Source organism: Streptomyces sp. NPDC048483, from assembly GCF_040651455.1.
GTDB lineage: Bacteria > Actinomycetota > Actinomycetes > Streptomycetales > Streptomycetaceae > Streptomyces.
The window spans coordinates 1-12868 of the sequence record NZ_JBEZJZ010000168.1 but is presented as its reverse complement, the minus strand read 5'-3'; the positions used below and the strand labels follow the sequence as shown (position 1 = coordinate 12868).

The window sequence follows — 12868 nt, the reverse complement described above, 5'->3', positions numbered from 1 at the left end:
ACAGCAGCGGATGGAAGCCGAAGCCGCCCTTATAGGTGGGCGCGGCCGCCTCCTTCTCGGAGTGGCAAGTGATCAGTGTGGCGTCGAGGTCCAGGGCCAGGCCGGGAAGGTCTCGTCCGCCGGCCGGGACAGTGGGTATGCCTCGCCGGTCTCGGCGGCCTGCAGCCAGGCGACTTCCCGGCTATCCACCCTCAAGGCTCCGTCGGACCTGGGACACTCCTCTGACGCAAGCCACAGGGGGACATGTGGACGAGGGGAAGGCGGCCCTCTACGCCGCCATCATCGGATTCGCCGCAGCCATCATCGGCGCCGCCGCCGGCGGATGGGCCAGCTGGAAGGCCGCACGGCACGGGGCCGATGCCGCCGTTCGCGCCGCCATCGAGCAAGTATCCCGGCAGGCGGACAGCGAGCGAAAGCATTGGGTAAGACAAGAACGTCGGGCCGCCTACGCGTCAGTCATCGATGCGTACATGCGCTTTGTGAGGACATCGGCGTCCCTTACGAGCGGGCTCGAACTGAGTGACCGTGCTGAGCCCCAAGAACCGTATGAGCGGCTGGCTGAACTCGGCATGGCCTGCAAAAAGCTTGCCCTGTTCGGGCCGGCCTCCGTTGAAGAGGCTGGATTCGAATTGCAAAGGTGTGCCGACGCTAAAGCGAGGCGACCATCTGAAGCCGGGGTGGGACGCCGCGCAGGCGCGGCCCTAGGAGGGTTTCTCGCGGCATGTAAGGAAGCCCTGGCCGTAGACGACGACCACTGATCGGAGCCACCGCGACACCCATTTCGGCGGGGCTCTCTGCAGGCCAACGTCAGACCGTCACCGCATCCTCCCGCGGAAACACCGCCGGACACCGCCGGACACCGCCGGCAGTACAACGACCGCGCCCACCGAGCCCGCGCATCCACAGACGCCGACGCCCGCCGCGGCAACCACACCCTGGTTTTATCGCCGGGAGCCGGCAACGTTTGTTGGTCACCGCTGGCAACGGTCCATCAGCGACGAGAAATGTGCTGCTGAGTTCTGGAAGCGCGCCGGTACTTGCTTCTGGCCGTCTCGTGTGCTGGTCGGCTTGGAGCAAGTGCTCATGGCCCCGGACTCCTGTGTCGACCCTAGCCGCAAACCGACCGCCAGGGTAGGTCCGGAGCGCCGCAGGCGTAACCCGGCCACCGACGCCCGCCGGCCGCGTACCTCGCTGTCCGCAGACCTTCACCATCGAAACCGACCACCCGAGAGGATCCAACACCTGATGTCCATATGGCCTTCGATCGTTGCCGTACTCGGTACCCTCGCCGGTGCCCTGACCGCCGGACTCCTCCAGCACCGTTCGGCACGCACCGCACGCATCGAGCAGCGCGCCGACGACCACCGCCAGGACCAGCTCGGTGCCGTCACCGACTTCGCGGCGGCCGTGGACGCACACCGTTCAGCGATGTTTCACCGGGAGCGTCGGGCCCTGACCGAGGCGGGCACCGAGCACCAGCTGGAGGCCCAGACGCAGTCCCACGACACCCGGGCGGCGATCACCGCGCCCCACATCCGCCTTCAGGTCCTGGTCCCCGAGCTGGCTGGCCCCGCCCAGCAGGCCGCAGATGCCACGTACGCGCTGCGCAAGGCGACCAGCCGCACCGAGCTGGACGCACGGCGGCACGCGGCCAAGGAGGCGTCGGTGGCCTTCGTTACCGCGGCTGCCACGCTGCTGAGCCCCAACCAGCGCTGACTGAGGTGACCACCGCCGCCGCCTGGCCGTCCGGTCATGCCGGTCCCGTACGCCCTGCAGCACTCGCACGCTCCCGTGGCGGGTGTTCCTATTTCTCGCCGATATTCAGGACGTCGGTGATCTTGAAACGTTCCCGGAAGCCGCAAACAACCGTTCTTGGAGATGACCTACGCAGCCACACACCCCAATACCCACCCCTCCGACCAGCAGCACGATCCCCGCGGCTATCGCGCCCGTCACCGACGGGTGGGGCGCCTGGGGCTCGTGCCGTCGCGAGGCTCAGCTTCCTCGCTTGACCCTGCCTCGGACGGCGAGTCCTGCGAAGCCGAGGAGGACTGGTTCCGTGAGGCGCGACGTCATCTCGATGTACGTGCCGGCCGTGGTCAGGTCCTGACCGCTGGAGCGGAAAACGACGGAGTTGAGCGTGACGTTCAACGCCTTCTCGAAGCGTTTCCCTGTGAAGCGGTTGCCCGTGGGGTTCTTCGGGTCCGGCTTGTCGATGACGGTCGTCCACTTGCCGTCGATCTTCTCCTTGACGACCTGCTGCTTCGGCGTCTCGTTGGGCAGGCCGAAGCCCATCATGAGCAGGATCGTGGTCATCATGGCGACGGCGAGCCAGCCGAGCGCGCGGGAGGCGCGCAGCCCATAGCCGGACAGTGCCCAATAAGCGGTAAGCAAGGCACGCTCGGACGAGGGTATGTCGTCGGCGTGGCGGCGCATCTCCATTTCGCCGTAATAGAAGTCGGCGGCTCCGGGCTCGTGTTTGCTGTCCTCGAATGCTTTCCGCAGCTGCCGGTACACCGGCGCCAACGCGACCGGCTCCAGCACTTCCACCCCCTCCGGCGCCGGGGTCCAGCCGCCGGCTGCCGTACTGCGACCAGCGCGCCAATGCTGCTCCTCTGCCAGCGTCCGGCGTGGCGTCCACCGCACTGGCCACCTGCCGCGCCAGCGCACCCCGGAGGGAGTGGGGGCCAGGGGATACCGTCCTTCCAGCCGCAATTGGTCGAGGTGGATGGTCCCGGCGAAGAGACAGTCGGTGAGGTCGACGTCAGTGAGCGTCAGGTGTGCGGCGTCCGCCCCCCGAAGCGACATCATCCGCACGCGGGAATCCTCCCGGTCCAACTCGGGCACTCCGGGGTCTAGAGGCTGGGTGAAGGGCATTGAGAAGGGCCGGAAACGAACAGCGACGCTCACCGGATATTCCATGACCGCGTCACTCAGATCCACGGCGGCGTAACGCAGGCGCAGTGCAGCCGTGGAGGCCCACCGCGTCCGCCGACACAGCAAGGTTAGCGTGGCCACTTCGATAGCTACGGCGGTCCCGAACGTCGCCGCCGAGAGATCCAGCGCCCCTTTGCACACCAGCGGACCCACAGCGGAAGCGTGCTGGAAGACGGTTCCACGGAAAGTGGCGTCGCTGCCGATTTCCGCCCCGTCGAACGCGGTGAAGCCGCTGAACTCCGTTGCGTCGAACAAGGCCTCGCCGCTGATCTTCGCTTTTACGAATGCGAAGTTGCCGCTGATCTTCATAAAGCCGAATCGGGCGTCACCATCGATCTCCACATGGAAGAAGTTGGCGTGGCCGCTGATCTTCGCCCAACTGAAACGGACTTCTCCGTCGAATACCGCCCCGACAAACGAAACGTCGCCACCGAACTGAGCATAGTCAAACCTGGCATCTCCGCTGCACACGGCCCCGGAGAATTTGGCGTCGCCGTCGAACTCTGCCTCAGTGAAAAGGGTTCTACCCAAGTAAGGTCGGTTGGTGGCTGTGGGCCTAAGCGTGGAAAGCAGTTCATGCAGCAGTGCCTCACTGAACCTGGTGCCACGGTGATCAACGTCGGCACCAGGCTCCAGCCCCGCCAGGTAGGCAGTGCGATCAGCGTCGCTGAGGTGGGCCAGGCATTCGGCATACGGCTCGACTCGACGGCCCCGGCAGCCCACAGGGTCGGTGTCGGGGTGGGCTCCATGTCCGCAGTGCGGCCAGTCCGGCGATGTCGACATGGTCATAGGTTGATCACACCACAGGGCGTCGCCGTCGGTGTCGTGCTCTTTCCAGATGCTGGCAACGGTGGTTGGACGGGGTAGACGCAGGCAGCCGCGAGCACGACATGAGCCACCAACCCCCTGGAGCGCGGAGACGAAGAAGCCCCGCCCAGGAAGGGCGGGGCTTCTTCGCACCCGGCGTCAGACCGCCACGGCGTCCTCGCGCGGAAACACCGCCGGACACTGCTGGCAGTACAACGACCGCGCCCACCGCGCCCGCGCATCCTCCGCAGCCGACGACCAGCCACCAGCCACCAGCCAGCAGCTGACACGACGAAGCCAAGCCCGGCCGACAGGCGCATGGGGTTCCCCACCGGCCTGTGACCGGCGGGGAGCCTGTTGGGTTGATTCAGTCGGGAAGTGGTCAGCAGACCGGAGGGTTGGGGGTCCCCCAGTCGCGCAATACCTGGTTCGGCTGCCATACCCAGCCGGCGGCTTCGGCAGCGTTGAGGTTCCACCAATTACCGTCAGCCGTTTGACAGTTGACTGTGACTGGCTGGCCGTTACGGCCTTTGCCTACAATCGCTCCGTCGGGGGCTGCCAGGATATCGGCGTCTGCGATGAAACGCCCGGGCACCCCTGCCGCGGCTTGGGCCGCCTGCGGAGACAGGAGCATTCCTCCGAGGAAAGCAACGGACAAGCCAACCAGTGTCAGCTTTGAAGCGAGTTTACGCACTAAGTCTCCATGGTCGGAGGCGATACTCGTGATTACTGGAATATCGCATGGTCAATTCCCGGTGCACGCTAGTAGCCGACAATGAAATTCCGGTGTAACGCGGCTTCACCTCCGGGAGCCCCCCAACTCGTCGGCCTCACCGGCGACCCGCCGCACCCCGAGCGCCCGATCCTGGGGAAGCGCCTACGCCTAGCCTCGGCGTTTCGGTTGGGATGAGGCCGGAAGTGGGACGGAAACACGAAAGTGCCTTCTGAGCTGGGACGATGAACCTTGTCGAGGGGTTCTGTCGGTCCAGGCGGAAGGCACTTTCTGCGTGCAGGGTATCGGTTCTCGTCCCAAGCTCCATGTCTCCGCTGACGGTTCGGGGGTGGTCGGGCATGCCGGGCACGTTTGGCGGCGGATCTCGCCGAGGCCGCCGGTCTGACCACCGCGGACTCCGCTGCGCTCGGGCCGCTGCGACCGCGCGGCACCGGGCATGATCTGGGCCGAACCGCCACTGATCTCGCGGTGATACTCGCCGACGGCGGTGAGGCGATCGCGGATCTGGCCGCGCTACGGGACCAGGCAGGAGTGTTCGGCCCGGTCGCCTCCGGGCCCACGGCCTGGCGGTTGCTCGCCGACATCGACGAGGCTGCTCTCGCTTCGCTGGGAGCGGCCCGCGCTCCAGCCCGGGAAGTCGCCAGGATGCAGGCCGCCGAGACTGGCGAGGGCATACCTGCTGTTCGGGCCGGCGGATGAGGACGTCATCGCGGTGGTGTGGAAACCGGCTGTAGTCCGACTGGATTGGGTGAGACGACGACTCGCTTCGATGAGAGCTGACAGAACCGTTCGAGAAACGCTGTTCCTGGAGATGCACGAAGCTGGCCCCTGGATCTCGGTGCGCCACAGGCAATCAGCCTGTGGCGCACCACTGCGTTCCGGGGTTTGACCAGTGGGCCCCGGCGCCGGTCTCGACGTTTACGCTCGCTCGTATTCCACGTTGGTGTTCTCGCAGGCGGCAGCGAGTTCGCGGAGGGTGTCGCGTTCTGTGCGGTCGACGGTGAGGGAGCCGACGGTGAGGGAGCACGGAGTTTGGTGCCTACCCAGTCGGCGAGGCAGGTGCATTGGGCGTCGAGGGCCGGCGGCATCCACTGGGCCGGGTCCTGATCGGCCTTGGACCGGTTGGTCTTTGCGGTGACGGCGACCAGGGAGCGTGCGGTGCCGAGGTCGTTGGCGTAGGCCTGGCGCTGCTCGGCGGTCCACTGGGAGGCCCCGGAGTCCCAGGCTTCGGCGAGGGGCACCATGTGGTCGATGTCGAGGCCTGAGGGGCCGTCGACGATGGTGTCGTAGTAGGACAGCCAGGTCCCGCCGGTGAGATTGCAGCGCGCGCCGACGGTTGGCGGGGTGATGGCTTCGGCGATGAGGACTTCGGCCCGGGTGTCGGCGTACACCCGCATGTGGCTCTGGCAAGATTTTCGTAGCCGGAGATCATCCCGGTGCGGCGGTCGGCCGGTCCGTGAGGTGGGCAGCCTCTGACTGTGTTCTGCTGAACTGTCAAAGCTTTTACCGCACTTGGCCGAGGTGCTGGTGGTCTCGGTCGATGTCTCCGGTCCCGTCGTGGTGGTCCAGGCCCGTACCCGCTCCGGTGCTTCAGCGGGGTGTACCGGGTGTGGCACGCCGAGCGACTGGTGTCACAGCGGCTATGTGTGACACCTCTCCGATGTCCCGCTCGGCGGCCGGTCGGTGCGGATCGATGTGAGCGTGCGCCGTCTGTACTGCGAAAACTCATCCTGTCCGAAGGTGACCTTCGCCGAGCAGGTGCCGGGATTGACCGTGCGCTACCAGCGGCGCACTCCGCTGCTGCAGCACGTGGTCGAGGCAGTCGGAGTCCTGCTGGCAGGCCGTGGCGGAGCGAGGATGTTGCGTGTTCTTAACGTCACGCTCTCGCGGTGCACCGTGCTCTCCCAGCTGATGCGGGTGCCGCCGCCGCCCCCGATCACACCGGGGGTGCTGGGGGTGGACGACTTCGCACTGTACGGCGACACCTACGGCACCCTCCTGGTTGATGCCGACACCAGGCTCCCGCTGACGCTCTGGGCAGGGAGGGACGCCGAGCAGCTGAGTCGCTGGCCGCTCCGCGGGCATCCCGGTGTTCAGGTCGTCTGCCGCGACGGCTCGCTCGCCTACCGGCAGGGCATCACCAACGGCGCTCCCGACGCCCTCCAGGTCAGCGACCGCTTCCACCTGTGGCAGGGCCTGTCCCGGTGCGTTCACGAAGTCGCTGCCGCTCACCGCGGCTGCCTGCCCGCAGCCCTCCCCGCCCCCGAACCAGCCGAGCCCGAGCTCCCAGAGAAAGCAATGGCGGGAGCCGGACCAGCGGATACTCCGGCTGCCCGGCATGCCCGGCGGATGTTCGAGGCCGTCCACGCGCTGACCGATGCCGGCCGTTCCCACAGTGCCGCAGCCCGGGAACTCGGCTTGGACCGCCGTACGGTGCGCAAGTACGCCCGGGCCCACACTTGGCACGAGGTGGTCCGCTGACCGCCCCGCCGTCCCTCCGCTCTCGACCCGTACCTCGACTACCTGGGCCAACGCTGGGACGAGGGCGCACACAACGCCACGGTCCTGCACCAGGAACTCCTCACCAAGGGCTACCTGGGCCACTATCAGCGCGTGAAGACGGCCCTCGCGCCTCTGCGCCGCGGCCTGCCCCTGGGCGAACCGCGCGAGCGGCCGCCCTCCCCACGCGAAGCCGCCCGCTGGATCATCACCAATCCCGACCGGCACGGCCCGCAGACTGCAGAACGCCTGCGTCGGCTGCTGGAGCACTGCCCGGAGCTCCACCGCACCCACAAACCGGTACGCCAATTCGCCACCATGCTCGATGCCCGCGACGCCGCACCCCTGTCGGACTGGCTCGACGGGCTTGTCGCCAGCGGACTCCCGCCCCTGGCCGGCATCGCCAAAGGCCTACGCGAAGACCGGCACGCGGTCATCCAGGGGATCGTCACCCCCTACAACTCGGGGGTCAACGAAGGCCGCATCACGGATGTCAAGCTTCAAAAACGTTCGTGGCTAGCCGGCAAGCCCTGCGCGGCCAAGGGCTTGGCCCTGAGGGGGCAAGCGTCCGCCGGTGAGCAGGGTCAGGCCGTCGAGCATTGACGTGAGGCCGATCTTGAACAGTTCGTCCAGGTGCAGGTCGTAGCCGTTGTCGCCGAGGGATTCGATGACCCTGGTGAACGTCGGGTAGTCGCCGGAGGTGACGATCGCTTCAAGGGCGGGCGCCTGGGCGTCGATCCACTGGTCTTCGGACAAGCCCGTGGCGTCCTCGGCCTGGGTTTCGCGTTCCAGGTGGACTGCGATGCCCTGCACGTAGCTGTAGATGAGCACGTTCAGGTTGAGCATGGTCGTCGGGTCGAGTCCGTGCCCGTCAAGGGCGCTGAGCATCCACTCGGAGTAGGTCATCAGGTTGGGCAGCATCAGCGGGCGGGTGAGCGGGCCAATCTGCGCCAGCCAGGGATGTGCGCGGTGCAGCTCCCAGAGTGACCGGGCGCCCAACTCCAGCCGGGCCCGCCAGCGCCGAGGCGGGTCAGGGGGATAAGAGAGTTCGCCGAGGACCGCGTCGGCCATCAGGAGCACAAGGTCGTCTTTGCTGTTCACGTAGCGGTAGGGCGACATGGTGGCAGCACCCAGGCGTGCGGCGATGCCCCGCATGGACAACGCATCCAGTCCTTCTGAGTCGGCGATATCGATGGCGGTGCGCACGATGCGCGCACGGGTCAGTTCGTGTTCGGGCGCGGACGTCGGGCGGGGGCGCTGGCCTCGCGGGGGGCGGCGAGGGGGTGTCACCACGGTGCCGACGCGTGGCTGGGCCTGCACGAAACCCTCCTGGCGCAGGGTGTTCAGTGCCTTCGTCGCGGTGGCCAGCGCCACGTCCCACTCCTTGGCGATCTGGCGCGTCGACGGGACTCGGTCGCCGGGAGCAAGTTCGCCGTCCTCGATGCGTCGCCGGATCTCCGCGACGATGCGCAGGTAGGGCGGAATGAGTTTTGAGGCCACCATGCCCTCCTTCTTCCTGTACTAGGACAGAGGTTACCAGGGAAGATGACACTCACCACCCTCACTGCACTAGGACAGCAGCAGAAAAACAGCACTTGGCGGTGCTGCGCGTACGCCGTACATTCAGGGCGTACACCGTATGAAGAAGGGGATCCCCATGAAGACCGTGCTCGTCTCCGGTGCAAGCGTCGCAGGACTCACACTCGCCTACTGGCTGCACCATCACGGCTATGCGCCGACCGTGGTCGAACGCGCCCCCGGCGTGCGTCCCGGGGGCCAGGCAATTGACGTCCGCGGTGTCGCGCTCGATGTCCTCGACAGGATGCACCTCCTGGAGCAGGCTCAGCAGGCACGGACCCGGATGCGTGGCATGTCGATGCTCGACGGCGACGGAAACGAACTCTGGCGCTCCACCGAGATGACTCTCAGCAGTGGCCGGCTCGACAGCGACGACATCGAGCTGTTGCGCGAGGACCTCACACAATTGCTGTACCGGAAAAGCCATGAGGACGTGGAGTACCTTTTCGACGACTCCATCACCCTCCTCCAAGAGGGCGCGCACGACATACGGGCCAGTTTCGAACGTAGCCAGGACCGCACATTCGATCTCGTGGTCGGTGCGGACGGTCTGCACTCGAAGGTGCGGCAACTCGCCTTCGGCCCGGAGAGAGAGTTCATCCGCCACCTTGGTCCCCACGTGGCCGTCTTCAGCACCGACAACTTCCTGAACCTTGATGACTGGCAGGTATGGCTCCAGGACGGGGCCGCGAGCTACTGCGTCTACCCGGTGCGCAACAACACCGAGATCAGGGCTACTCTCGGCTTCACATCGGAGCCCCTCGACTACGACTACCACGATACCGAGCAGCAGAAGTCGATCCTCGCCGACCGGATGTCACATCTGGGCGGGGAGACCCCGAGCCTGCTGAAGGCCATGTGGGAAGCACCCGATTTCTACTTCGACGCGATGGCTCAGATCCACATGGATCGCTGGTCGGAGGGCAGAGCGGTGCTGGTCGGAGACGCGGGGTACTGCCCGTCTCCGCTGTCCGGCCAGGGCACCAGTCTGGCCCTGGTGGGCGCCTACGTGCTGGCCGACGAACTCCGCAAGGCCGGCGCTGACCACCGCACCGCGCTTACCCGCTACGAGCAACGACTGCGCCCGTTCGTCGAGCGCAATCAGGCACTCGCCACGGAGAACCCCGGGGGGTCGGCTTCCGAGGATTCCCTGGAGCGAGCCAAGACCGCGATCACACTCGACGACTGACATTCAACCCCGCCGAAAATGAGCAGGCAGGCAGGTGCGGCGTGAAGGACGGCGGCGGGTGGCCGGCTTCCTGGTAGCAGGCGCCGAACTTCCGACACTTGCGCCTGCTACGGCAGCTCCCGTACGCGAGACGGCCACCCTTCGGCCGTGACTACGTCATGCGGTCGGAGCCGGCTGGCCGCGAGCGTCGTCGCAGGTCGAGCCCGAAACCGTTGATTTCTCCGCGCCTTCTACCGCAAGGCGTATGCGGACCGGCCGACCGCCGCACCGGGATGGTCTCCGGCTACGAAAATCTTGCCAGAGCCCCGTTCCCGTTCACGTGTAAGCCGACACTGGGTGTTGCAGCCGTCCTTGTCCTCGTCGATCCAGTGCTTGAACTTGGTGCGTTCGTAGCCGTCTCGGCTCTCGGCGCCTGGGGGAGGCCTTCGATGGCGTCGTGGAGGCTGAGTGTCTCTGCGGCGTGGGAGGGCGTGGCGGTGGTCATTGGCGCCAGCGCGAGGTCTGCGGCCGCGAAGGCACGGACAATCGTCTTGATCATGATGTGTGAATGGCGCTGCTGTAGAGGCCGCCGCGGGGAATGAGGGTGGCGGCCACCTGGGGGAGTGACAAGTCATACCGGCCCGCCAAACCACCGTGGGGCACGAACTGCCAAGGCCTTGCCTGCGAAAAAGAGTTCGCCCCTGTCCGGGGCTGTCTCTACGCTCGTCGGAGCGGGGTTGCGCAGTCCCGTAGGTTGCGGAGCCGTGGCAGAGCGGTCTATTGCGATCGTCGTGGGGGAGGCCCTCCTCACGACGACTGACGGGGTTCGGACGGGCCTGTCCCTCCCTGTTCGCGGGTTCGAATCCCGTCGGCACCGCAACCGACCACCACCGTGGAGCCGCGGGTCGGTGGATCGGGCCTCGTCAGGCGAGGCCGTTTCGGCGGCGTTCGCCCTGCAGGCGTACCTCCGGTGGGATCTTGCTTTCCTCTTCCTCGCGCTCCTGCTGAACCATCTCGATGCGGTCTTGCTCTTCTTCCGGATCGGGACGGTGTCCCCCGATCGAGCGGCCGAGGTGGAAGGCTATTTGGCCTGTTTCTGCCATGGGAGGTCTCCTGCCGGGGGCGGCGACACCCCCGACAGGGCGGTGGCGCGGCGGTACGAGGCGGGGGCGGCGTGGCGTACCCGCCAGAAGCACTCATCAATCACGATCTGCGGGTCGGCGGTGCGGGGTACGAAGTCGTATCGCAGCCAGCCGCGGCGGTTTGACCGGCCTTGGACCTCGCGCTGCCCGGCACGGGGCTTTCACTCGTGTTCGCTGAGCAGTCTCTGCGCGAGCAGGAGCGCGAGGGGGCCGCCGGGCAGGAGAAAGCGTCCCTCCGCCGCGGCCGTGATCGCGTCGTTCATTGGCCACCACATGAGCTTGAAATCTTCTTCCGTGTCTGTGAGTTGCTGGGGGCCGAGGGTCAGATCTTCGGCCAGGAACAGGGACAGGCGTGCGGGGTTGTTCAGGGTGATGGCGTAGGTGCCGAGGAGGCGCCAGTTCTCGGCGGTTGCGCCGGCTTCTTCGCGCAGCTCGCGCCGTGCACAGTCTTCCGGCGTCTCCCCGTCTTCCTGGCGTCCTCCGGGGAGGAACAGGTATTCGCCGCCGTGGCTGGGGAACGGCGCGGTCAGGAGGGCGATCTTTCCGTCATGGTCGCGGGCCACGATGACGGAGGCGTCGCGCAGTGCCCCCCTGTTTGGTGAGTCGGTCATGGCGGGGGAGCGTAGCCGCCTACGGCGCGAGCGTGATGGCGAACGGCACGTTCAGCACGGTGGGATGAGCAATGCCACGGCCGTGGTAACCGTCTTCGCCGAAGGCGTCGCCGTGATCGGCACACATGATGATCAGCCATCGCTTTTTGCTGGTGAGGGTGTCAACTAGCCTTCCAAGGTGCTCGTCTGCGTACGCGAGCGCTGCAGCCTGGGAGCGCCAAGAGTCCCCGTTTTCACTGATGTAGTGGCCGTGGGGGACGTGGGTCGCGGAGACGTTGACGAACAAGAACAGCGGCCGGTTGCTGCACTGCTCGGCAACGGTCAGTGCGTGGTCGACCTGGTGGCGTGTGGAGTCGGGTTCCGGGGAGCAGAAATCCGGCTGCCAGTGGTCTTCGTGAAACATGCCGGGGAGCACGGAGCTCAGGGTGGTTTCTCGCGAGAAGTACGTCACCCCACCTATGCACACGGTGCGGTAGCCGTGCTGCGCGAGGCCGGCAAGCAGGTTCGGCGCGTCGAAGACGAACGTCCCGTCATCGACCGCCTTGAACGCGGGCGGCCGGCACTCCCACAGCCGCGGCGGCTGCTGGGGCTGCGGGAGCTTGGGCAGGAAGCCGGAGAAGAACGCCATGTGAGCAGGCAGCGTGAAGGTACCGGGGGTGCGGCGTTCCTCCCACTGTCCGCCCGGCAGGAGCTTGGCGAGACGAGGGGTCTGCCCAGCGTGCAGGGCTGCCCGCGCGACGTCGTACCGGAGGGAGTCGAGAGTGACGAAGAGGATGCTGGTGCCGCTCTGGATGACCTTGGCGGCGTCGATCACGCCGCCCCACCAGGTCCCGGCGTTCAACGACGCGTCCGCGGGCTTGCTCGTTTACGGGGATGGGGATGCGGTCGGCTGCGATCATGTCGCGGATCCGGGCCAGCCCGGTGGCGTCGGTGACCTGCTGGCCTTGTGTGTCGTACAGGTGGATCGTCACGACCTCCCGGCCGGCGTCCTGGACGGTGGCCAGCCGGGCGCCGGGGACCGCGCCGAGCTCCTTCATCGCCCGAAGGAGCTGCTGCTCGTCAGCGGTCCCGAGGTCGGACACCAGGCAGGCCCAGTGCTGGGCGGTCACAGCACCGCGGCAGAAGCGCATGTGAAACTCCGCGGTGGTGGGGTGGCCGTCGTGAGCCACTGCAAGTTGGCGCGTCTTGCTGACCACGATGAAGCAGGCGGCCACCCACCAGGCCACACCTTCGTGGATCTCGCCGGGAAAGGCCCCGGCGATGCGCCCGTCACGGATGACGGCGTCGGTGTCGATGGGGTCATCTCGGCAGGGGTACAGCGCCAATACTCGGGGACGGCCGGCCGCACTGAGAACTGCCAGATCGGCGTGTTCACCGCCTATGCCTCGGCCAG

At 66.8% G+C, this 12868-nt stretch carries 10 protein-coding genes, 1 tRNA gene and 3 pseudogenes; 8 read left to right on the top strand and 6 right to left on the bottom strand.

What is annotated here, in order from left to right; genetic code table 11:
• The first annotated feature begins 245 nt into the window (after window positions 1–245).
• Entirely contained in the window at window positions 246–758 is a 513-nt protein-coding gene (locus tag AB0D04_RS40445) for a hypothetical protein (RefSeq protein ID WP_362712402.1), read from the top strand.
• 487 nt (window positions 759–1245) lie between these two features.
• Complete coding sequence (locus AB0D04_RS40440) at window positions 1246–1716, top strand: hypothetical protein (protein ID WP_362712401.1); 471 nt, start codon at window positions 1246–1248, stop codon at window positions 1714–1716.
• Between the two features lie 279 nt (window positions 1717–1995).
• Here the strand turns inward: AB0D04_RS40440 and AB0D04_RS40435 are convergent, their stop codons facing one another.
• A complete protein-coding gene (locus tag AB0D04_RS40435; protein ID WP_362712400.1) occupies window positions 1996–3726 on the bottom strand; it encodes a pentapeptide repeat-containing protein in 1731 nt (576 codons plus the stop codon).
• Window positions 3727–4721: 995 nt separating this feature from the next.
• Between AB0D04_RS40435 and AB0D04_RS40430 the strand changes: the two are divergent.
• Window positions 4722–5137 (top strand): annotated as a pseudogene (locus tag AB0D04_RS40430) (IS1380 family transposase); the annotation flags it as partial.
• 258 nt (window positions 5138–5395) lie between these two features.
• Here the strand turns inward: AB0D04_RS40430 and AB0D04_RS40425 are convergent.
• Window positions 5396–5859: pseudogene (locus tag AB0D04_RS40425) on the bottom strand (HNH endonuclease family protein); the annotation flags it as partial.
• 358 nt (window positions 5860–6217) lie between these two features.
• On the opposite strand from AB0D04_RS40425, the gene AB0D04_RS40420 reads away from it, so the two are divergent.
• Both AB0D04_RS40420 and AB0D04_RS40415 read left to right on the top strand, forming a co-directional pair.
• Complete coding sequence (locus AB0D04_RS40420; protein ID WP_362712399.1) at window positions 6218–6958, top strand: transposase; 741 nt, start codon at window positions 6218–6220, stop codon at window positions 6956–6958.
• A gap of 132 nt (window positions 6959–7090) precedes the next feature.
• Window positions 7091–7579, top strand: a complete 489-nt coding sequence (locus AB0D04_RS40415; protein ID WP_362712398.1) for a transposase — start codon at window positions 7091–7093, stop codon at window positions 7577–7579.
• Here AB0D04_RS40415 and AB0D04_RS40410 read toward each other — a convergent pair.
• The gene (locus tag AB0D04_RS40410) at window positions 7493–8479 is read right to left on the bottom strand and encodes a TetR/AcrR family transcriptional regulator C-terminal domain-containing protein (protein ID WP_362712397.1); all 987 of its coding nucleotides are present in this window, start codon (window positions 8477–8479) and stop codon (window positions 7493–7495) included. The two genes, AB0D04_RS40415 and AB0D04_RS40410, sit on opposite strands and share 87 nt — an antisense overlap.
• 154 nt (window positions 8480–8633) lie before the next feature.
• Here AB0D04_RS40410 and AB0D04_RS40405 point away from each other — a divergent pair, with 154 nt between their 5' ends.
• The gene (locus AB0D04_RS40405; protein WP_362712396.1) at window positions 8634–9743 is read left to right on the top strand and encodes an FAD-dependent monooxygenase; all 1110 of its coding nucleotides are present in this window, start codon (window positions 8634–8636) and stop codon (window positions 9741–9743) included.
• Between the two features lie 737 nt (window positions 9744–10480).
• Window positions 10481–10599: transfer RNA gene (locus AB0D04_RS40400), tRNA-OTHER, on the top strand.
• Window positions 10600–10645: 46 nt separating this feature from the next.
• Here the strand turns inward: AB0D04_RS40400 and AB0D04_RS40395 are convergent.
• From AB0D04_RS40395 to AB0D04_RS40385, 3 genes are all read right to left on the bottom strand, one after another.
• Complete coding sequence (locus tag AB0D04_RS40395) at window positions 10646–10825, bottom strand: hypothetical protein (RefSeq protein WP_362712395.1); 180 nt, start codon at window positions 10823–10825, stop codon at window positions 10646–10648.
• 200 nt (window positions 10826–11025) lie between these two features.
• Window positions 11026–11475, bottom strand: a complete 450-nt coding sequence (locus AB0D04_RS40390; RefSeq protein WP_362712394.1) for an NUDIX hydrolase — start codon at window positions 11473–11475, stop codon at window positions 11026–11028.
• Between the two features lie 19 nt (window positions 11476–11494).
• Window positions 11495–12289: an STM4013/SEN3800 family hydrolase gene (locus AB0D04_RS40385; protein WP_362712393.1), complete on the bottom strand. Its 795-nt coding sequence runs from the start codon at window positions 12287–12289 to the stop codon at window positions 11495–11497.
• Here AB0D04_RS40385 and AB0D04_RS40380 point away from each other — a divergent pair.
• Window positions 12249–12868 (top strand): annotated as a pseudogene (locus AB0D04_RS40380) (hypothetical protein); the annotation flags it as partial. The gene AB0D04_RS40385 and the pseudogene AB0D04_RS40380 sit on opposite strands and share 41 nt — an antisense overlap.

Excerpts from the sequence above, each read along its gene's own strand:
- AB0D04_RS40440 (WP_362712401.1), top strand. The coding sequence starts at position 1,246 with ATGTCCATATGGCCTTCGATCGTTGCCGTACTCGGTACCCTCGCCGGT.
- AB0D04_RS40435 (WP_362712400.1), bottom strand. The coding sequence starts at position 3,726 with ATGACCATGTCGACATCGCCGGACTGGCCGCACTGCGGACATGGAGCC.
- AB0D04_RS40410 (WP_362712397.1), bottom strand. The coding sequence starts at position 8,479 with ATGGTGGCCTCAAAACTCATTCCGCCCTACCTGCGCATCGTCGCGGAG.
- AB0D04_RS40405 (WP_362712396.1), top strand. The coding sequence starts at position 8,634 with ATGAAGACCGTGCTCGTCTCCGGTGCAAGCGTCGCAGGACTCACACTC.
- AB0D04_RS40395 (WP_362712395.1), bottom strand. The coding sequence starts at position 10,825 with ATGGCAGAAACAGGCCAAATAGCCTTCCACCTCGGCCGCTCGATCGGG.
- AB0D04_RS40390 (WP_362712394.1), bottom strand. The coding sequence starts at position 11,475 with ATGACCGACTCACCAAACAGGGGGGCACTGCGCGACGCCTCCGTCATC.